Origin of the sequence: Bacillus sp. LBA3-1-1.1, from assembly GCF_040676495.1 — a bacterium.
Lineage (GTDB): Bacteria > Bacillota > Bacilli > Bacillales > Bacillaceae_G > Bacillus_A > Bacillus_A nitratireducens.
In genome coordinates, this window is the sequence record NZ_JBEGIB010000024.1 from 216277 (window position 1) to 238074 (window position 21798).

The following is a 21798-nucleotide window of genomic DNA, read 5'->3' on the forward strand; positions in this document are numbered from 1 at the left end:
CAGTATGGCATAAGGAACATGATGTTATAAAAGAAAAAGCATCGAATATCGATGCTTTTTCTTTACTTTATTTTTTAGAAATATCTTTCTCACTTTCATCACTTGTCACATCTAAGACATCTAATAAGAAAATGAAGATTGGAATACCGATAATTAATCCCCATACACCTAAGAAGTGTTCTGAGAAGATTAATACCATAAATGTATAGAAAATCGGTAAGTTTGTTTTTTGCGACATAAACTTCGGATTTAATACGTAACTTTCAAGCGCGTGAATCACTGTTACGATAACTAAGATATAAACAACGTACATAATACCGCCGATATTGTAAGCAATCATACAAAGTGGGAATAACGAAATGATAACGCCTGCGACTGGAATTAAACCAAGCAAGAAAATCATTAACGCTAAACCTAGTAATTGCGGGAATCCTAATATCCATAATGCGATAACAGATAAAACACAGTTAACAATTGCGATTAAAAATTGTGCTTCGATTACTTTTCCGAATGAACGTGCAAATTTCTTTCCGAAATACTCTATTTCGTTATAGAAAATTGCAAGTCGACTTTCTTTAAATTTCGAAGTAAAAGCAACGATACGAGCTTTTTCAAGTAAGAAAAATAAGCTTAAAATTACAGAAAGTAAAACTTGAAGGCCAAATTTCCCAACATTCGTAATAGATTTATACAAAATGTCTACGCCTTGCCCCACATATTTAGAAAGCTCCATATGATTAACAGCATTAACTGCATACTTAATTAATTCACTATCAGGTGGATTTCTTAAAAATACATTAAATTGATAAATCAATTGTGAAATTTGTATTGTTAATACCGGTAAATATTTAAATAGCGTAATGGCAATTCCCGCCACTAACATTACATATAAAAGCGCTATAATAATTTTTCGATTAATTGGCATGAAATGATCTAATTTACGAGAAATAAACTTTTGGAATCGATCCATTAAATACGTCAACATAAACGTAATTAAAATTAAATTTAACATACTTTGCATCCCATACAATATGAGAGCAAGTAATACTAATACGATTAACCTCTGAAATCCTTTGCTTTGAAACAGGTTTTTTATTTGCATAATCGACGAGTACTCTCTCCTGTCCTATAAAGTAAAACATTAACAAGTAAATCTCTCTCTATTCTCTACTTATAATTATCCTTTAATATTAAAGCCATTGCGAGCAATTTATCTTCCAGCCTAACCACCCGTTAATTGTGCTATATATTATGTTACTTCTTATTTTACAATACAATGACCTATTTCAAAACGCATTATGCACAGTATTAATGAAGATTTAAAGAAACTTTTATTCTTCAATAGGTCTTACCACTACTGTAACATAAAAAGCAAGCTATCAGTAGAAATCTGTCCTACAAATAGCTTGCTTTTATAATTTTTTAAGTAAGTTATATTACCCAATGAATGGCATAAACATCGGAATGACAACTACTGTTACAACACCAACTACTGTCACGGCAATACTTGCCATAGCTGCTTCTACTTCACCCATTTCGATACCTACTGCAATCCCTAACGCATGCCCTGCTGTTCCAAGCGCTAAACCTTTAGCAATCGGATGTTTAACTCTAAACGTTTTTAAGAATAAAGCTCCTAATGCATATACAATAACTGCGTTAAAAATAACTGCAAATGATGTAATTGCTGGAATACCACCTATACTTTCAGATATTGGTAATGCAATTGCTGTTGTTGCTGCCTGCGGCAACATTGAGTTCATAACAGCTGTATCTAAACCAATTGCTTTTGCGACAATGAACACGACAACAACTGAACAAATAGATCCAACCACGATAGCCGATAAAATTTGCCACCAATATTTTTTTAACTTATCAACTTGTTTATATAATGGAATTGCAAACGCGATTGTTGCTGGTTCTAAGAAAAAGCTAATCATTTTTCCGCCAGTATTATATTCTTCAAAAGTAAAGTTACCTACTTTTAGAAAGACAATCCCTAATACCATCGCTACGAATAATGGTGTGAATAAGAAGAATCCTTTTGAATGCTTAAATAATAATGTTCCGATTCCGTATGCTATTAATGAAACGACGATTCCGAAATATGGAGTCATTGTGCTTGCCATGTTCATTCCCTCCTAACAATATATACTAAATTGGTTACGCAACTTTTCCGTGTTTTCTTCCTTTATTTACTACTTTCAACTCTTTCGTATCTTCTATTTCTTTGTCGTCTTTTCCTAAAATAAATTGTGCAAATAATCCTGTTACAGCGAGTAAAATAATTGTTGCAACAACGATTACAGTTAAGATTTGTACGAAATATTGGCTCATTACACCGAGAGAATTAATAACTGAAATACCTGATGGGACGAAAAGAAATCCGATAATACCTGTTAAAGCTGTTCCGAGTGATTCAACTTGTTCCAATTTAATAACTTTTAAACATAATAGGCTAAATAAAACAACTAACCCGATTACCGATGAAGGCATCGGAATTGGTAAATGTGTTGCAATAATATTAGAAACTAACATAATAGCTGAAAATATGAATGCTTGTGATAAGAAACTATATACTTTTTTCGTACTCATTTTGGCCACCTCTTTCGATTTGGTACCTTTATTGTATAAGATACAAACAAAACTGTAAGCGTTTACATAACAGAACGTCAAATATACAAAATTAGTTACAAATATAGGAAGATGAAATACAAAAAGCTGCTTCTTAAATACGAAGCAGCTTTTTGAGTTCTTTTGCATATGTACGACTAACTGGGACTTTAGACCCCTCTTTCATAATTAAGTTATAAGTGGAATTAAACCACGGCTGTATCTCAGAAATATGATTAATATTAGTAATAAAACTACGGTGAACACGCATAAAAATGGTTTGTGGTAATTTCTTTTCCAAAATCACAAGTGTATCATGTGTTACATATGTTTCTTTCATTGTTTTTACAGCTACTTTCCCATCTACAAGCCCTACATAAACAATATCTTCAATATTAATAAGTACAATTGATTCCTCAATTGGTAATGCTAATTTATGCATCTCGGTCGTTACATCTACACTCTTTACATCTTGCTTTGTTTCTAATTTTATTTGCTTTTGTTTTTTATATTTCTTTAATGTCTGTACGATGCGTTCTTCATCAAATGGCTTTAAAATGTAATCTAACGCATCTACCTCAAACGCTTGCAGCGCGTATTGATCGTATGCAGTAGCAAATACAATTGCAGGGGGATTTTTCATCTTCTTTAATATATTTGCGATTTCAAATCCGTTATCATCAGATAATTGAATATCTAGAAAAACAATATCTGGTTTGTTTTTCATTAATTCTTCTAATGCATCCTCTACACAATCCGCCTCACCTATTATCTCTACTTCTTTCGTTTGCTCTAATAAATATTTCAATTCATCGCGCGCTAACATTTCATCATCAACTACTAATACTTTTAACACTCCGTTGTTCCTCCCCTACTTTTTTCGGGATTACAAAGAGGATCTTTGTCCCTTGCTCTAATTCACTTTCAATTTGAAGCATTGTCTCTTTCCCAAATAACCCGATAAGTCGCTCATTAATATTATATAAAGCTGTTCCAGTCCCTTTCTTTGATGGAACTACCATTTTTCCTAATTGCTCTAGACGTTCACTCTCAATCCCTTGTCCATTATCCTTCACTTCAAAGTGAACCATCCCCTCCTTTTCAAACACATGTACCTCAACCTGGCACACTGGCTGCTTTTTCGGAAAAGCATGGCGTAGTGCATTTTCAACTAATAGCTGAAGCACAAATGGTGGAACTAAAGTTACCTTTAGTGCTTCTTCAATGTACATCTTCACTTCATACTTGTTCGGAAATCTCGCTTGTTCTAACGATAAATATGCATGTACATGATTCAACTCTTGTTCTACTGGAATAAGTAATTGGCGTGCCCCTTGCAAATTACAGCGAAAATAAACGCTAAGCTGCAATAATAATTTTCTCGCTTTCTCTACATCCGTTCGGCATAGAGCTGATACTGTATTAATTGCATTAAATAAAAAATGCGGATTGATTTGCGCTTGCAGCGCTTTTATCTCAGCATCTTGCAATAACTTACTTTGTAACTCAGCTTCACCTAACTCAAGCTGTGTAGAGAAGATTTTCGCCAGCCCTTCCGCTAGCTCTTCTTCAACACGACTTAATTGATTAGAGTTTTTAAAATAAAGCTTTAATGTTCCTATCGTATTCCCATGTGAAGTTAATGGAATAACAACTGCCGCTTGCAAAGGGCAGCCTTCATGTTGACAATTAATAACCTCACGCGATTTCGCTTTCATTATTTTTCCTGTGTTCAACACTTCTTTCGATAAACCAGTTATTAAACTATGTGAAGGAATATGGTGATCTGATGCTAATCCAACATGAGCTAATATTTTCTCCGTATCTGTTAAGGATACCGCATCTGTTCCTGTAAAGCGGTGAATAATTTGTGCCACATGCTTACACGATTCTTCTGTTAAGCCTTGGCGGAAATATGGTAATGTCTTATCGGCAATTCGTAATACTTTATGTGTTTGCAGAGCTTTTGCATTCTCTTCCTGACGTAAAATGGCTTGTATCATAGAAAGTAAAATAAAACTCCCGAAACTATTCACAAGGATCATCGGTATCGCAATTGTTTTCACAATACTAATTCCATCCTCTACAATTAATAGAATCATAACCATTTCTAAAGAAACGATAAAAACACTTAAAATCGCTGAAAATTTAGGTGTAATTGTACGATTATATTTTTTAAAAATGTATCCAATATAACCCGTTATAACGCCAGCTAAAATTGATGAGATTGCACAACTTAGCGCTGTCGTCCCGCCAAGCATATAACGGTGAATACCAGCAATCGATCCTACCCCAATTCCGACGATAGGACCACCGAGCAATCCACTAATTCCAACACCCATAATACGTGTATTCGCAATTGTACTCGATGACGAAACACCTTGTAGCCAATTTTCATTCATAATTGTATTCCCTGCAATTTCAATTCCCGTGTAATTGCTTACAATTGTAAACACTGAAAAAATACAAATAAGCTTAAGCTTATCTACATACCCATCTTGCCTATGCAGAAGGCGCCTGAACGTTTTAATATGAGAAAGTAAAAATCCTAAAATAACAATAAGTCCGACACGTTCAATCATCATAAGTACTAAATTTAGCATCTGTGATTCATTCCTTTTTATATGAGTTAGTTTTATTATGGGAAAATAATGAAGCGTGCGTCAAGAAGAATGAAATATCTTTTGAAATATTTTACACATAACAATTCCCTCTTTATTTGACAATCTAACAGAAGAGTGCTAAAAATAAAGTAATATAATACAGTCCTTTAACCCAACCCCGTGAGGTTGAGAAGGAAGTCGGGATATACTATACGTATGGTCTTTTTTAGGGATACGTATGCTTTTTTGGCCTTCTCATCATATCAGGTGAGAAGGCCTTTTGTTATTCTTCCATAGCGACTGTAGAAGAAAATAAGGAGGAGTAATGATGAACGTCACTACTGATGTACAATCAACAGCAGAGGAGACGAAAGAGAAAAGATATAAAACATTATTTGGTTCTGCGCTAGGATATGCAGCAGAAGGTTTAGACATGTTGCTCTTATCTTTCGTACTCGTCTACATTTTAAAAGAATTTCATTTAAGCCCTGTTGAAGGTGGAAACTTAACATTAGCCACCACAATAGGAATGCTAATCGGGTCTTATTTATTTGGATTTATCGCTGATTTATTTGGGCGTATCCGTACGATGGCCTTCACAATCTTACTATTTTCACTCGCAACAGCACTTATTTATTTCGCAACAGATTATTGGCAATTATTAATTCTTCGCTTTTTAGTTGGAATGGGAGTTGGTGGTGAATTCGGTATTGGGATGGCCATCGTAACTGAAACATGGTCTAAAGAAATGCGCGCTAAGGCGACATCCGTTGTTGCACTTGGATGGCAATTTGGCGTACTAGTCGCTTCACTCCTTCCAGCATTTATCGTCCCGCATTTCGGATGGAGAGCTGTTTTCTTATTTGGACTCATTCCAGCCCTACTAGCTGTTTACGTCCGCAAAAGTTTAAGTGAACCGAAAATATGGGAACAAAAACAACGATACAAAAAAGAATTGTTACAAAAAGAAGCTGAAGGTAATCTAACAACTACTGAGGCAGAACAGCTAAAGCAAATGAAAAAGTTCCCACTTCGAAAGTTATTTGCAAATAAAAAAGTAACGATAACAACAATTGGTCTTATTATTATGTCATTCATCCAGAACTTCGGATATTATGGAATCTTCACATGGATGCCAACTATTTTAGCGAATAAATATAACTACACATTAGCAAAAGCGAGCGGTTGGATGTTCATCTCTACGATCGGCATGCTAATCGGAATTGCAACTTTTGGTATTCTAGCCGATAAAATTGGTCGCCGTAAAACTTTTACAATCTATTATGTCGGTGGTACTATATACTGTCTCATTTACTTCTTCTTATTCACAGACTCAATATTATTGTTATGGGGAAGTGCATTGCTTGGATTCTTTGCAAATGGAATGATGGGAGGATTCGGAGCAATTTTAGCTGAAAACTATCCTGCTGAAGCTCGCTCTACAGCAGAAAACTTTATTTTCGGTACAGGACGTGGTTTAGCTGGATTTGGACCTGTTATTATCGGATTACTTGCTGCAGGCGGTAATTTAATGAGCGCATTATCTCTTATCTTCATTATCTATCCAATCGGTTTAGTTACGATGCTATTATGTGTCCCAGAGACGAAAGATAAAGTATTAGACTAGATTGAAACTGTACAAAATGATTGTTAAAGTACTAGCCCCTTCAAGAAAAGTAGTTAGATAAATAGTAAAGAGGAAGCATCTCAAATGAAATGCTTCCTCTTTTTATATAAAATAATCTGCTTTATTATAAAGTAAAACATACAATCATTTTGTTTATTATTTATTTTGATTTACTAGCCTTCTGGAATAAGAAAGCAGTTTTATCTTGCTCTTTTACAATACCTTGTTTCAATGCTAATTCCCCTGCAACTTTAGGAGCTAACCATAGCATTGGGAATAATAGAAGTGATACAGGAACAGCCGTCACTACAATAAAGGATTGTAGTGCATTAATACTTCCCTCACCCATATATAAAAGAATTGCTGCAACTGCGCCCATAATAAGAGACCAAAAAACTCGCAAGCTAATTCTAGGATCTCCATCTCCAGTCACTGCCATTGAAATCGAATAGGCCATTGAATCTCCTGTTGTCACTACAAATAAAATTGTTAATAAAAGAAATGCAGGTCCAATAATATTGGAGAGTGGCAGTTGCTCTGTAATTGCAATCATAGCCGCTGGCATACCAGATTCACTTAATGCGTTCGAGATAGAACCAGGATTCATTAACTCATAAAACACACCTGATCCCCCTAGGATAGTAAACCAAAACGTTGTAATAATAGGTGCAATAATTCCAATTGCAACGATGATTTCTCGGATTGTTCTTCCTCTTGAAATTCGGCTCACTAAAATTGCCATCATCGGTCCATATCCAATAAACCATCCCCAGAAAAAGATTGTCCACGATCCTAACCAACCTGTATCCCCACGATATGTGCTCATTGGAATAAATTCATTTATATAAAATCCAAACGAAGAAACAAATGAATCGATAATAAATCCACCTGGTCCAAACAGTAATACGAATACCATTAATAAAACTGCTAATCTAACATTTAAATTACTTATAATTTGAATCCCTTTATCAATTCCTGTTACCGCAGATACAGTAGAAACAGCTACTACACAAACAATAATTGCTAATTGAGTAGTAAACACATCAGGAATGTTAAACAATGCTTGTAATCCATAACTTGCCTGTAGTCCTAAAAATCCAATTGGACCAATTGTCCCTGCAGCTACCGCAATAATTGCAAACACATCGATCATTGTTCCAAGCCAACTCTTTCGCAATTTCTCTCCAAAAATAGGATATAAAAGCGTTCGAGGTTTTAACGGCATACCTTTATGATAATGTCCGTACATCATAACTACCGCACTAATTGTACCTAAAATCGTCCAAGCCAGGAAACCCCAGTGCATATAACTTTGTGCTAAAGCAGGCATTACCGCTTCTTTCGTTCCAGCAGTTATACCTTCATGTATTGGTGGCACCGTCATCAAATGGTACATCGGCTCTGCTGCTGCCCAAAAAACGCCACCTCCGGCAAGTAATGTAGACATAATAATAGCGAGCCATTTTGTCGTACTAATCTCAGGTTTTTCTAGCCCCCCAAGTTTAACTCTCCCATATTTCGAGAACGCCACACACATTGCCACAACAAATGTACCAATTAATAAAACCTGCCAAAAGGCACCAAAATATTTAATTGAAGCTGCAAAACTGCTATTAATGACTCTCTCTACGTAACTTTTATTAAAAAAAACTGCTATTACAAATAATAAAAGTGAGCCACCACTAATAAGAAATACAGGCCAATCCGTTTTTCGACTCTTCATCCTCATTTACACTTCCTCCTTCCTCAGCAATCTAAAAAAACAACTTTATTATGTTTTATCGTTTACACCCAAAACACAATGATTATATAAGCATAATAATTAATCGATTTTCTACACACTTATGTTGTCCCTAAAAATATGCTAAATCCCTTATTTAAAAGAAAATTTCTATTCCTATTACATAAAAAAGCAAAACAAAAGACCTTATATTTCTATAAGGTCTTCGAAACAGAAATTTGATTATAACATAAGGAACTCCTTGGTTCAAAAATCCCCTTCCAAAAATAACCGATAGTAAAGGCTTCCATTTGCTACGTAACAGTAATTAAAAAAATTATATTTTGCAGAAAAAACCCCTATACTAAATATTATTTATGAAAGAAATTCGGCTTCAAAATTTCATTCGGATACGGTTTATGATAAATATGTGTTGTAGCAGGTGATAATGGAGGAATTAACCATACCCAGTTGCCAGTTACAACCCGTCCACAAGCAACTTCTTGCTTCTCAAACTGCTGAAATTGCTGGGCTGCTGTATGGTGATCTACAATGCTAATTCCTTGCTTTTTGAAAGAATGTAAAACAGCTATATTCAACTCAATCAACGCTTTGTCTTTCCATAACGTACTATTTCTAGAAGTATCTAAATTCATCATCTCTGCAACCGCTGGAAGCAAATTATAACGGTCATGATCCGCTAAATTACGAGCGCCAATTTCAGTCCCCATATACCACCCATTAAATGGGGCTGCTGTATAAGAAATACCGCCAATCTCTAAACGCATATCTGAAATCATTGGTACCCCATACCATTTTACTTCTAGTGATGAAATTGGGTATTCTGGATGTTCAATTGGTACCTCTTTCACTTCTTTTTTAGGAATTTCTTTATATACAGGCTCTTTTCCATCAACAGAAAATACAAGCGGTAATACGTCAAAGTTTGTGCCTTCTCCTTGCCACCCAAGACCTTGGCATAAATCAGTAAATGCGACAGAGTGAGAGTCACCGATTACTCCCATTTCCGTTTTGTATCCTGCATATCGAATCAATTGATGATTATAAAGTCTTATATTATTCTCTTCACCTTGATATTGCTTAAAAATCGTAATTGTCGGTTTAACTTTCCCATCATTCGTCGCGTATTTAATATGATGAATTAATGCATTATATACACCTTCTTCATCATTTACTTCACGCGCATCTAATATGTGCATCTTACTCCAAAACAATCTCCCAATGCATCTATTACTATTACGCCATGCCATCCGTGATCCATGAACAAGCTCTTCAAATGTATGCTCATACGTGCCCGTCTTTTCTATCTCTATTAAAATTTCTTCCATACGCTCTTTTATTAATTGCTCTTTATTAAGTTCCTTATAGCAAATAGTAATAAAGTTACTTGCTTCCTCTATTAATTGTTTCGTTTTACTCATAAACAATCTCCCTCTATCTCAACAAGACGCTACTACTTTACAGTATAAGCAAAAAGGATAAGAGTCACAAACGAAAGTGGAAGTGTTACTTTTATCGTAATATTTGTCAGAAGATTTCTAGAATTATTGTTGACTTCCGAAAAAAACAAGTGTATTTTTGACTTAAGGAAATTATTTTTACCTCAACCAACTTTTTGGGTGAAAAATCGGTAATTGCATGTTTTTTCAATTACCCAATCTTTCATAAGGCTATGGTGAACTAGATCCATATATTGATGATGCCTGCCATTCATCATGCGTGTAAGGTAAATTTGGTAATGTTAAACCAGTATTGTTGAAATCCTCCTAAATCCCCCGGATTGCCACCGGGGGATTTATAATTACTTCAATCTATCTATGTAATGCTGTAAAACATTTTTTATTTCTGCATTTAATTCTCGGAATGAAAATCCCAATTCACGAGCCTTTCCATTATGTAACGTACAATTAGTCACTTCATTATAAGGTGCTATATTATCTCCTACTTCTTGAATAAGTGCTTTTATTCCCGTGTTTTCTTCTATGAAATGAATAACTTCTCCAGTAGAAACTACCCCGTTGCTACAAGCATTAATTGGTCCTTCTATGTTTCCCATTCCGCACCATGCTAAAAACTCTCCAGCTTCTTTTTCATGTATGAACAACAATTTCCCTTCTAAACGATCCACGACAATAGGTTCTTGTTTCACAACATTTTCAACGTAAAACTGTAATCTCTTCGTATAATCATTTTCTCCAATAACGACGGGAAATCGTACCGCAACGACAGGGAATGTTGCTCTTTGAAACAACACTGCTTCCGCCAATCTCTTCCCCTCACCATAAGTGAAGTCCCCTCTATCTCCATACGTAATTGAATATGTATACGGATTAAAGTCTTCTTCTTGCAAGTTTAATGTAGGCTCATAAACCGCCATTGAGGATGTCATAACATATTTTTTCACCCTACCATGTAATACTTTACATATAACTTCCGCAGCATTCGAGCTATAGCATAAATTATCGTATACAACATCATAGCATTTACCTTCCAAGCGCTCTTCCAATAACTTTTCGTCTTCTCTATCTACTACAATTCTTTTTACCGTATCCCCAAAAGGATCCTCCGTAAATCCTCGTGTTGCAATTGTTATATCGTGCCCCTCTTGTAAAAGCGCTTCTACTAACTGCTTACCAAAAAACCTTGTTCCCCCTAGAACCAACACTTTTTTCACTTTCATCATCCCCTATTTTGTAAAATACTACCTTAATTATAAACCTACATATAAACAAAAAGCATGGAATCATTATCAAGATTCCATGCTTTCTTACATACGATACTTTAACGTACTCGATATTTAAAAATACAATAGCAGCAATATAAAATAGAAATTACTGATACATAAACCCATAGTTCATATACGAAGCCTTCTCCCCATACTCCCATAAAATAAAAGAGTGAAGGCAACGTCAATGTTACCCATGATTGTACAAATGCAATTCTGCCAAGATATTGATTGATATTCTTTTTTTGCGCATTTAACACAAAGAATAAATACCAAAGTAATGCCCACATAAACCATGTTAACGCATTAACAACATCGTGGAATTGAACAAATGAAACGACCATATAGAATAGGGCAATAATTGCTACCCAAATACAGAACCAGCCTAGTCCACTACTATCCATTCCTTTAATAAAAGTAACGCCTACATATAAATAAGTTAAACCAAATAAAAAGGTAGCTGCATATGAATATACCGTCCAATTACTTTGATCAGAAATCATAATTAAATAAAACGGTATAATAATTTGTAATGCCCCTACAAATAAATTAAAGACACCTGCGCTTTTCATCTCTACTTTGCCCAATATAACAAGACTATTTAAAAATAAAGCTGCACCTGAAAGTAATAATCCTACGTAACCCATATATATTCGTGTGAAAGTCTTTCCCTTTCACACTTTTAACCTCCCCACAATATAAAGTGATCCTTTATTATTTTTCTTCCTATTTAAAACTACATACATAATTTTTAATCTAAATAAGTCAGACTTCCTACCTTAAAAAGGGTCGGAATTTAAAACGCTTTCAATAATAAATAACCCTATCAGAACATTAAATAGGATTCCTTGATTATAAACGTACTCTGACCATGATACAAGTATTGGAATTCTTTTCAATATTACGTTTTTTATTTCTATAAAAAATTAATAGGATAATACATTTTGTCAGTCAAACGCTCCTATAAAACGACGAACTTTCTTTACTAAATTTGCTAATAAACTTAATGGAAATAAATAAAAATGACCTTTTGCTCCCGCAAAAAGGTCATTTTTTATCTGTTTATTAAACTTCTAGATAGCCATTTTTGTTATTTGATTGCCATCTCCAAGAGTCTGCACACATCTCTTCTAACCCGCGTAGTGCTTCCCATCCTAATTCACGCTTCGCTTTTGATGCATCTGCAAAACATACTGCAACATCACCTGGACGACGTTCCGTAATTTTATAAGGAACTTCCTTGCCTGAAACTTTTTCAAATGCTTCAACCATTTCTAATACACTATAACCAGTACCTGTACCGAGATTGTATGCATCTATCCCAGTAGTGCCAAGTACCTTTTCAAGCGCCTTCACATGGCCATTTGCTAAGTCTACAACATGAATATAATCACGGACACCCGTGCCATCTTTTGTTGGGTAGTCATTTCCAAATACACTTAATTCCTTTAACTTCCCTACCGCTACTTGTGTTACATATGGCATTAAATTATTTGGAATTCCATTTGGATCTTCTCCAATACGCCCACTTTCATGCGCGCCAAATGGGTTGAAGTAACGAAGTAATGCAATGCTCCATCCTGCATCCGCAAATGCTACATCACGCATAATTTGTTCAATCATTAATTTTGTTTGACCATATGGATTTGTTGCACTTAATGGAAACTCCTCCGTAATTGGTGATGTTTCTGGGATACCATACACTGTTGCAGACGAACTGAAGATCATCTTCTTCACATCATGCTTCTGCATCACTTCACATAGCACTAATGTGCTTGTAATGTTGTTATGATAATACGTTAACGGAATTGCTACTGATTCTCCTACGGCCTTAAAGCCTGCAAAGTGAATAACAGCTTCAATTGTATTTTCTTCAAAAATCATATCCAATGCTTCGCGATTTAAAATATCTTCTTTATAAAACTTAAACTGTTTTCCTGTTATCTCTTTCACTCGATTTATAGACTCTACTGAGCTATTCGAAAGATTATCTACTACTATAATTTCGTAACCGTTATTTAGTAATTCTACGCATGTATGACTACCAATATATCCTGCTCCACCTGTTACAAGTATTGCCATAATTATAGTCCTCCATATTTCATTCATTATAAACTTCTCAAAGTATATCACATATTTCTTATCCAATGTTTATTATGCGAACACAGAAACTTACATTTTATCCCATACTTATTTTATACAATACACGATTCCAATCAGGTAATAAAAAAAACGCCACATAACAGACATCGCGTGGCGTTTTTTGATCAAATTACGTAACAATATACACTTAGAAAATGAGCAAGACTACCTAACAATACAAAAACATGAAAAATTTCATGGTGTCCCATATATTTAAACTCCAACCATTTTGGCTTCGCACCGTAAATAAACCCACCAATTGTATAAAAAATGCCTCCAAGTACTAAGAAAATAATACCTCCTGTACTTAAATTCTCAGCTAGCGGTGCAAAGAATAGAACAATTAACCAACCCATCAGAAGATAAATTGCTGTCGATAACCATCTTGGACAATTAAACCAAAACATTTTAAAAACAATACCACAAATTGCCGTTGCATAAACTAAACAAAATAATAGTAAACCATTTGCCGAATTTAATGTAATTAAGCAAAAGGGTGCATATGTACCTGCAATTAATATAAAAATCATAGAATGATCTAGCTTCCTAAAGAAATAAATAACACGTTCACTGGCTACGACACTATGATACACAGCTGACGCCATATAAAGGACCATCATCCCGATACCAAATAAAATAACAGCTGTAATTGCAGCAAAAGATGGCATCTTAACAGAAACTTTCACAATCATAGCTAATAATGCAATAAATGATAATACAGCTCCTCCTAAGTGAGTAAATGCATTAACCGGTTCTCTTACATAAGCATTCATATAAACACCCCTCATATAATTACATGTAGTTTTAATAACTACTTGTAATTATATATATATTATTCATACAGGTCAACATTTACATTTCATTTGTTTCGTAATACCATATTTAAAGATATACTAAACATTAAGTTCCACTAAGCTATAAAAGTGAGGGATTCTACGTGGAAAATATAAATAAATTACTTGAATCATTACATTTAGAAAAAAATATTAAACTTGAGGATATCCCAAATGTCGACTTATATGTAGACCAAGTTGTCCAACTATTTGAGAATACTTATGCAGATACAACGAGAACTAATGATGAAAAAGTATTAACAAAAACAATGATTAACAATTACGCAAAAGGGAAACTATTCATCCCTATCAAAAATAAAAAGTATTCAAAAGAACATATGATTTTAATCAGCTTAATTTATCAATTAAAAGGAGCACTTTCCATTAATGATATAAAAAGCTCCTTAGAAAATATAAATGCACCGTTAATAAACGATGATACATTCGAATTAAATACTCTATATAAAGATTATCTTTCTCTTACTGAAACCAATGTGGAAAGCTTTAAGCAAGACGTAAATAAGCGTGTTACGGAAGTAAACGAGGTTTCTTCCTTAGAAGATCCAACACTAGAAAAGTTTTTATTACTAACATCCTTCGTGACTATGAGTAATATGTATAGACGTTTAGCAGAAAAATTAGTTGATGATCTCAAAGAATCTTAAACAAAAAACTATCCACCTGTTTGAAGTGGATAGTTTTTTTGTTTATTTAATTGCTTCATGAACCTTTAATTGTTTCCCTTTAATCGTTGTGTTTTTCATGATTTTTAAAACAAGCGGTCCTTTTCCATTTAATATTTCAACGTAAGAAACATTGTCTTGTATTGTAATAATGCCTATATCTTCTGCTGTAACACCTTTAATTTTAGCAATTGTACCGACGAAATCTACCGCCCTAATTTTCTTTTTCTTCCCGCCATTAAAGTACAATTTCATAATTCCTTTATTTAGGTCCGCATTTTTATCTTTCTTTATAATTGGTTTAGCGTGTATCTTTTCCTCAAATACTGCTTTCCCTTTCATAACTTCTTCCTTTGAAGGTGCAAGTGCCTTTGGAATTTCAAAGCCGATGTACTCCTCAATCTCTTCTAAAAATCTATTTTCATACGGTGTTATGAATGTAATAGCTTTTCCTTTATTACCAGCTCGTCCCGTTCTTCCCGTACGATGTACATAACTTTCTTTTTCTAATGGAATATCATAGTTAATAACATGTGTAATATTATCAATATCAATTCCTCTAGCTGCTACGTCTGTCGCTACTAAATAACGGAACTTTCCTTTTCTAAAATCGTCCATAACTTCAAAACGATCTTCTTGTACCATACCACCATGTATTTTGTCACAAGGATAGTTAACGCGATCTAACTGTTTAAATACGTGATCTACATTTTCTTGTGTACGGCAAAAAATAATACAACTATCTGGATTCTCAATCGTTGTTACATCTTTAAGAAGTGAAAGCTTCTCCTCTTCTCTCGTCTCAAAAAGTGTATGTTCAATTTTATCTGTTGTAATCCCAGCAGCCTCAATTTCAATATGCGTCGGCGAATCCATATACTTACGAGATAACTTTTCAACATCTTCTGGAAGTGTTGCTGAAAATAACATTGTCATTCGTTTTGTAGGTAACTCGTCAATAATTGCCTCTACTTGATCGATAAAGCCCATATTCAGCATTTCGTCTGCTTCATCAATAACTAAATACTTCAAACACGCTAAAGAAAGAGTACCTTTTTCAATATGATCTAACACACGGCCAGGAGTCCCAACTACAATATGTGTTTTTTGCTTTAACTCTAATTTTTGACGTGCAAATGGAGATTTACCATAAACTGCAGCAGCCTTAATTCTTTTGAAGCGGCCTATATTCGTAATATCTTCTTTTACTTGCACCGCAAGCTCTCTCGTCGGTGTTAAAACTAAAGCTTGTGGCTTATTCTCTTCCCACTCCACCATTTCACAAAGTGGTATGCCAAATGAAGCGGTTTTTCCACTTCCAGTCTGTGATTTCACGACAAGGTCTTTCTTTTGCAAAGCAACTGGAATAACCTCTCCTTGCACTTCCGTTGGATGTTCATATCCTAAACCCGTAAGTGCTCTTACAATTTCTTTACTTAATGCATAATCGGTAAAACTTCTTTTACTCATGTAATAACCTCATTTTATTCTGTATTTAATAATTATATTTTTTATTCCCCTACATTTAATTATACTAAGATGATATATCAAACTAATATTTTTTATTCGCTAAAATATCAACTTAACCTAAGTATAATTGTTTTTTAAAACAACATAATAAAGGACAGTCTTAATAATAAGTCTGTCCACCTACATAACGGAAAATATTTTCTTTTCAGATTTTTTCTTTACGGAACTAGCCTTTTTACAACCGGTATTCTTTGCAATACTAAAGTTATTAACATACTAAGGACAAGTGTAATAATTACATTTATAGGTATTGCCAATATTGCATGTACATGTGCATTCACCTTTGGAATGACTATGTATAGATAATTATTTAATAAGAAAAAGTGAAGAATATAAATCCCAAGACTTGCTTGGTTTATGCCACGTAATAAAAATGGCAATTGTCTTTCTGAATTTTGGAAAGCATATTTAAAAAAGACAAATAACCCAATTGCCATAAGTACAACACCTGGCGCAAAATATTCATACCAATATTGATCCAGCTGTCCATTTGCTTTCAATGTATAATGGTATGTCATAAAGAATGTACCAATACATCCTACAACTCCCCCGATATAAGAAATATTCCGCCATTTTTTCGCAATATCATAATTTGATAAGTAATAACCAAGTAGAAAATATCCTACATAATTTGTAACATAAAATAATTCAATATTAAAGTTGATAGGATAATAATAGTTTACTAGTTTAACTATTACAGATGCATATAGCCATAAAATTAAAAAATATTCTATCTCTCTCTTCTTAGCATTTTTCACAAATACTTTCAGTAAAGGTGCGATTAAATATATTCCTACAATCATATATAAGAACCATAGATGTAGCCCGATACTATTTGTTAAAAAGTACTTTATCCCTTGCTTTAAAGAAGCCGGAAAATATCCTACGCAAGCCCCATAGATGTAAAATATAGCACTCCAACCTATAAAAGGTATAATCACTTTACTTGCACGTTTCTTTAAAAATTCCCCAATAGAAGTATCTTTTGTTCCCTTTAATAATAGGGCTCCACTAATCATTACAAAAATTGGTACACTAGCACGCGAAAGTGAATCGTAAAAATTACCAGCCAGCCAACGCGACACGTTATTTGAATCTAACGTAGAAACATAACCAGCAGCAACGTGAATTGTAACGACCGCAATTGTCGCTAATACACGTAGCCAATCCATATACACTAATCGTCCCATAAAATCTCCCCTAAATTAATATATTTTTCTATTATTCTCCCTACATAATTCTACAGTAATCGATTACACATTAAAATACATTATAGCCATATAAATCCAAAAACATTAAATAAGTTTTATTTTTTAAAATTAAACATTAAAACCTTTGACTTATTACTAAAAATACTGTAAATTATCATTTGGACGAACGTTTTTAGATAAACTATATAAAATATTCGTATTTTAGGGGTGTAAATGATGGAAAACGTATTTGACTATGAAGACATTCAATTAATTCCTGCAAAATGTATTGTAAACAGCCGATCTGAATGTGATACAACTGTCACTTTAGGAAAACATAAATTTAAATTACCTGTCGTACCTGCAAATATGCAAACGATTATAGATGAAAGAATCGCAACTTATTTAGCTGAAAATAATTACTTCTATATCATGCATCGTTTCCAACCAGAGAAACGAATCTCATTCATTAGAGATATGCAATCACGTGGATTAATTGCTTCAATCAGCGTTGGTGTTAAAGAAGACGAATACGAATTCGTACAACAATTAGCTGCTGAGCAACTTTCACCTGAATACATTACAATCGATATCGCACATGGTCACTCTAATGCTGTGATCAACATGATTCAACATATTAAAAAACATTTACCAGAAAGCTTCGTTATCGCTGGAAACGTTGGAACTCCAGAAGCGGTAAGAGAATTAGAAAACGCTGGTGCTGATGCAACAAAAGTTGGTATTGGACCTGGTAAAGTTTGTATTACTAAAATTAAAACAGGCTTTGGAACTGGTGGTTGGCAGTTAGCTGCACTTCGCTGGTGTGCAAAAGCTGCAAGTAAGCCAATTATCGCTGACGGTGGTATTCGTACGCATGGTGATGTAGCTAAATCAATTCGATTTGGAGCAACTATGGTTATGGTCGGTTCTCTATTCGCTGGTCATGAAGAGTCTCCAGGGGAAACAATCGAAAAAGATGGCAAACTTTATAAAGAGTACTTCGGTTCAGCTTCTGAATTCCAAAAAGGCGAGAAGAAAAACGTTGAAGGTAAAAAAATGTTCGTTGAGCATAAAGGTTCTTTAGAAGATACTTTAATCGAAATGGAACAAGATCTTCAATCTTCTATCTCTTACGCTGGTGGAACAAAATTAGACTCAATTCGTACTGTAGATTATGTAGTCGTGAAAAACTCTATTTTCAACGGTGATAAAGTATATTAATTTTTAAATCTAGCTAGAAGGACAGGCATTTTTATGCTTGTCCTTCTTTTTCATGTATAAAAATGTAAAATATTTTCATTTTACTGAATTTTCTAGTATCATATTTTTAGATACTTATAATAAGGGGGATATAACAAATGAAAAACGTAATTGAGCAACGCCTTATTCGCACAGAAGTCTCTACTGAATTGACATGGGATCTTTCTGATTTATACGAATCTGACAAAGAGTGGGGAAATGCATTACGTGTATTAACAGACGACATAAAAAAACTTGATACATTTAAAGGACAATTACACACTGGCCCCGCTACCTTATTAAATTGCCTACTTTTAGAAGAAGAGCTTTTAATGAAATTAACAAAACTCGGCACATATGCAAATTTAAAAGAATCCGCTGATCGTACAGATCCAGTTATTCAAGCGAACTCTTCCAAGATTTCCGCTTTAGGGACGAAAGTACATACCGCACTATCCTTTATTCATAACGAAATTCTCTCTTTTGAAGAAGGAACAATTGAAAAATATTTAACTGAGGAAACAAAACTTGAGCCTTTCCGTAAATCGTTACTAGAAATACTACAAAAAAGGCAGCACACGCTCTCTCCTGAAACAGAAGAAGCTCTTGCTGCACTCGGCGAAGTTCATAGTTCCCCCTACAAAATTTATGGCATGACTAAATTAGCCGATATGGATTTCCCTTCTATACAAGATGAACAAGGAAATGATTTGCCTGTATCGTTTGCATTATTTGAAAGTAAATATGAATTTTCTCCAAGCGCATATATACGCAGAAAAGCCTATTCATCATTTATTTCCACATTGAAACGATATAAAAATACAGTTGCAACAACGTATGCTACTGAAGTAAAAAAACAAGTGACACTTTCTCGTTTACGTAAGTACGAGTCTGTTACCCATATGCTTTTAGAGCCTCAAAAAGTTCCACTTGAAATGTATAACAACCAACTAGATATTATTTATAAAGAATTAGCGCCCCATATGCGCCGTTTTGCAGATTTAAAAAAGAAAGTATTAGGTCTCGATCAAATGCTCTTCTGCGATTTACACGCACCGTTAGATCCTGAATTTAATCCAACCATCACATACGATGAAGCTGGTAAATTAATTCAAGAATCTCTAAAAGTATTAGGATCTGAATATAATACGATTATTGAAACAGGCTTTAAGGAAAGGTGGGTAGACCTTGCAGATAATATCGGAAAATCAACAGGTGCTTTCTGCTCTAGCCCGTATGGTTCCCATCCTTACATTTTAATTACATGGCAAAATACGATGCGTGGATGCTTCACATTAGCTCATGAATTTGGACATGCTGGTCATTTTTATTTAGCCAATAAAAATCAGCGCATTATGAATGTACGTCCATCTATGTACTTTGTTGAAGCACCATCAACGATGAATGAATTACTATTAGCCCAGCATTTACTAGCGACTACTGATGATAAGAGAATGCGCAGATGGGTTATTCTGCAACTACTCGGCACATATTACCACAACTTCGTTACCCATCTACTTGAAGGAGAATATCAAAGACGAGTATATACCCTAGCAGAAGAAGGGCAAGCACTCACAGCTACAACTTTAACTGAAATAAAAACAAAGGTCCTTTCGACATTCTGGGGAGATTCCGTAGAAATTGATGAAGGCGCTGGTTTAACATGGATGCGTCAACCTCATTATTATATGGGATTATATTCTTACACCTATTCCGCCGGCCTCACTGCGTCTACTGCGGTAGCTCAAATGATTAAAGAGGAAGGGCAACCTGCCGTTGATCGCTGGTTAGATGTACTTCGCGCTGGTGGTACGATGAAACCACTTGAATTAATGAAACATGCCGGGGTAGATATGTCAAAACCAGATGCAATCCGTAAAGCTGTTTCTTACGTCGGTTCCTTAATTGATGAATTAGAGCGCTCTTATCAAGAATAAAAAATAAGCCCTCGCTTTATGAGGGCTTATTCTATATTTACTTTCCAAATCTTTTGCGGTATCCGCACTTTCTACATAGTTCTTCTACTGCAACTCTTTTCGAAAATCCATCGACAATGTTTGTTGCTCTTTCACCTTCTATAATGTTAGAAAATGAGTCACTATTAATATTCCCAAGGTTAATAATTCCCTCACCATCTAAACAACAAGGAATAACCGTTCCATTCGCTAAAATACCTGCTTGATTTCGAAGACCATGACAGAATCCTTTTCCATCATCCTCTTCTTCATGCAATGCCGGCCACTGGAATTCATAGTCCTGATTAATAAAGACACGTTCCGCAATTTTTATACCTTTTCCTGGTGTAAGCTTCTCTTCAATTTGATAGGATAGATCAAACTCATTTTCAATTATGGATAATAAATCCCTATTTTTCTGGATTTCAGAATTTGTTTTATTATCCTGAGTTAAATTCCATAATCTTAGTGAAACAATTAAATCCGATTGACTCGTTGCTTCTCTAATGAAAGAAAGTATACTTCTTACATAGCCCTCTTTATCTTGCGAGCCTGGATGTCCATCAAAACTGTGCAGTGAAAAATTCATTTGTCTTAACGCAGGCTTATTTAACAGTCTATGCCTTCTCTTATTAATTAACGTTCCGTTCGTTGTAATATTAACTTTAAACCCTTTTTCATGGCTTAAATCTAATAGTTGATCTATTTTCGGATGGAGCAACGGCTCACCCTTCACGTGCAAATAAATGTAGTCTGTGTGAGGTTTAATTTGGTCTAATCTTTTAGCAAAATCCTCTACAGAAATGAATTGCTTCTGCCTTTCCGTCGGCGGACAAAAGCTGCACGCAAGATTACATACACTTGTAATCTCCAAGTAAAACTTCTTAAACTTCTTCACCTTTAATTCCTCACTTCTA

Annotated in this window: 18 protein-coding genes; 4 read left to right on the forward strand and 14 right to left on the reverse strand. The window is 34.5% G+C overall.

Annotated elements, in window-relative coordinates; genetic code table 11:
- Positions 1 to 67: 67 nt before the first annotated feature.
- The 5 genes from MRBLBA3_RS19800 to lytS form a co-directional block, all read right to left on the reverse strand.
- Positions 68 to 1102 (reverse strand): AI-2E family transporter, encoded by a 1035-nt coding sequence (locus MRBLBA3_RS19800; RefSeq protein ID WP_016131025.1) that lies wholly within the window; start codon positions 1100 to 1102, stop codon positions 68 to 70.
- 334 nt (positions 1103 to 1436) lie between these two features.
- Positions 1437 to 2129, reverse strand: coding sequence for an antiholin-like protein LrgB (gene lrgB / locus MRBLBA3_RS19805; RefSeq protein ID WP_363383131.1), 693 nt, complete (start codon positions 2127 to 2129; stop codon positions 1437 to 1439).
- 34 nt (positions 2130 to 2163) lie between these two features.
- Positions 2164 to 2595 carry an antiholin-like murein hydrolase modulator LrgA gene (gene lrgA / locus MRBLBA3_RS19810; protein ID WP_098478260.1) on the reverse strand — a complete coding sequence of 144 codons (432 nt, stop codon included), beginning with the start codon at positions 2593 to 2595 and terminating at the stop codon, positions 2164 to 2166.
- Between the two features lie 133 nt (positions 2596 to 2728).
- The gene (locus MRBLBA3_RS19815; RefSeq protein ID WP_000921822.1) at positions 2729 to 3469 is read right to left on the reverse strand and encodes a LytR/AlgR family response regulator transcription factor; all 741 of its coding nucleotides are present in this window, start codon (positions 3467 to 3469) and stop codon (positions 2729 to 2731) included.
- Positions 3447 to 5216, reverse strand: a complete 1770-nt coding sequence (gene lytS / locus MRBLBA3_RS19820; protein WP_000933599.1) for a two-component system sensor histidine kinase LytS — start codon at positions 5214 to 5216, stop codon at positions 3447 to 3449. Before lytS ends, MRBLBA3_RS19815 begins: the two co-directional genes overlap by 23 nt.
- A 328-nt stretch (positions 5217 to 5544) precedes the next feature.
- Here lytS and MRBLBA3_RS19825 point away from each other — a divergent pair, with 328 nt between their 5' ends.
- Complete coding sequence (locus tag MRBLBA3_RS19825; RefSeq protein ID WP_363383196.1) at positions 5545 to 6843, forward strand: MFS transporter; 1299 nt, start codon at positions 5545 to 5547, stop codon at positions 6841 to 6843.
- 160 nt (positions 6844 to 7003) lie between these two features.
- Here the strand turns inward: MRBLBA3_RS19825 and MRBLBA3_RS19830 are convergent, their stop codons facing one another.
- The 6 genes from MRBLBA3_RS19830 to trhA all read right to left on the reverse strand — a co-directional run bounded on the left by MRBLBA3_RS19830 (position 7004) and on the right by trhA (position 14224).
- Positions 7004 to 8572: a BCCT family transporter gene (locus MRBLBA3_RS19830; RefSeq protein WP_363383136.1), complete on the reverse strand. Its 1569-nt coding sequence runs from the start codon at positions 8570 to 8572 to the stop codon at positions 7004 to 7006.
- A gap of 362 nt (positions 8573 to 8934) precedes the next feature.
- A complete protein-coding gene (locus tag MRBLBA3_RS19835; protein WP_363383138.1) occupies positions 8935 to 10005 on the reverse strand; it encodes a nitric oxide synthase oxygenase in 1071 nt (356 codons plus the stop codon).
- A 380-nt stretch (positions 10006 to 10385) separates the two neighbouring features.
- On the reverse strand, positions 10386 to 11264 hold the full coding sequence (locus MRBLBA3_RS19840; protein WP_363383199.1) for an NAD-dependent epimerase/dehydratase family protein: 879 nt from the start codon (positions 11262 to 11264) through the stop codon (positions 10386 to 10388).
- A 101-nt stretch (positions 11265 to 11365) separates the two neighbouring features.
- A complete protein-coding gene (locus MRBLBA3_RS19845; protein WP_000542579.1) occupies positions 11366 to 11956 on the reverse strand; it encodes an AmiS/UreI family transporter in 591 nt (196 codons plus the stop codon).
- A 418-nt stretch (positions 11957 to 12374) separates the two neighbouring features.
- Positions 12375 to 13391, reverse strand: a complete 1017-nt coding sequence (galE, locus tag MRBLBA3_RS19850) for a UDP-glucose 4-epimerase GalE (protein WP_363383140.1) — start codon at positions 13389 to 13391, stop codon at positions 12375 to 12377.
- Between the two features lie 185 nt (positions 13392 to 13576).
- Positions 13577 to 14224, reverse strand: coding sequence for a PAQR family membrane homeostasis protein TrhA (gene trhA, locus MRBLBA3_RS19855; RefSeq protein ID WP_000995373.1), 648 nt, complete (start codon positions 14222 to 14224; stop codon positions 13577 to 13579).
- 164 nt (positions 14225 to 14388) lie between these two features.
- Between trhA and MRBLBA3_RS19860 the strand changes: the two genes are divergently transcribed.
- Positions 14389 to 14949 carry a DUF1836 domain-containing protein gene (locus MRBLBA3_RS19860; protein WP_363383143.1) on the forward strand — a complete coding sequence of 187 codons (561 nt, stop codon included), beginning with the start codon at positions 14389 to 14391 and terminating at the stop codon, positions 14947 to 14949.
- 42 nt (positions 14950 to 14991) lie between these two features.
- Here the strand turns inward: MRBLBA3_RS19860 and MRBLBA3_RS19865 are convergent, their stop codons facing one another.
- Together MRBLBA3_RS19865 and MRBLBA3_RS19870 are read right to left on the reverse strand one after the other, a co-directional pair.
- Positions 14992 to 16437, reverse strand: a complete 1446-nt coding sequence (locus tag MRBLBA3_RS19865) for a DEAD/DEAH box helicase (protein WP_363383146.1) — start codon at positions 16435 to 16437, stop codon at positions 14992 to 14994.
- A gap of 218 nt (positions 16438 to 16655) precedes the next feature.
- The gene (locus MRBLBA3_RS19870; RefSeq protein ID WP_002130174.1) at positions 16656 to 17687 is read right to left on the reverse strand and encodes an acyltransferase; all 1032 of its coding nucleotides are present in this window, start codon (positions 17685 to 17687) and stop codon (positions 16656 to 16658) included.
- 237 nt (positions 17688 to 17924) lie between these two features.
- Between MRBLBA3_RS19870 and guaC the strand changes: the two genes are divergently transcribed.
- Both guaC and pepF read left to right on the forward strand, forming a co-directional pair.
- A complete protein-coding gene (gene guaC, locus MRBLBA3_RS19875) occupies positions 17925 to 18908 on the forward strand; it encodes a GMP reductase (RefSeq protein WP_000432440.1) in 984 nt (327 codons plus the stop codon).
- Between the two features lie 137 nt (positions 18909 to 19045).
- The gene (gene pepF / locus MRBLBA3_RS19880; RefSeq protein ID WP_363383148.1) at positions 19046 to 20863 is read left to right on the forward strand and encodes an oligoendopeptidase F; all 1818 of its coding nucleotides are present in this window, start codon (positions 19046 to 19048) and stop codon (positions 20861 to 20863) included.
- 37 nt (positions 20864 to 20900) lie between these two features.
- Here the strand turns inward: pepF and MRBLBA3_RS19885 are convergent, their stop codons facing one another.
- Positions 20901 to 21779 (reverse strand): radical SAM/SPASM domain-containing protein, encoded by an 879-nt coding sequence (locus MRBLBA3_RS19885; protein WP_363383151.1) that lies wholly within the window; start codon positions 21777 to 21779, stop codon positions 20901 to 20903.
- Between the last annotated feature and the right edge of the window lie 19 nt (positions 21780 to 21798).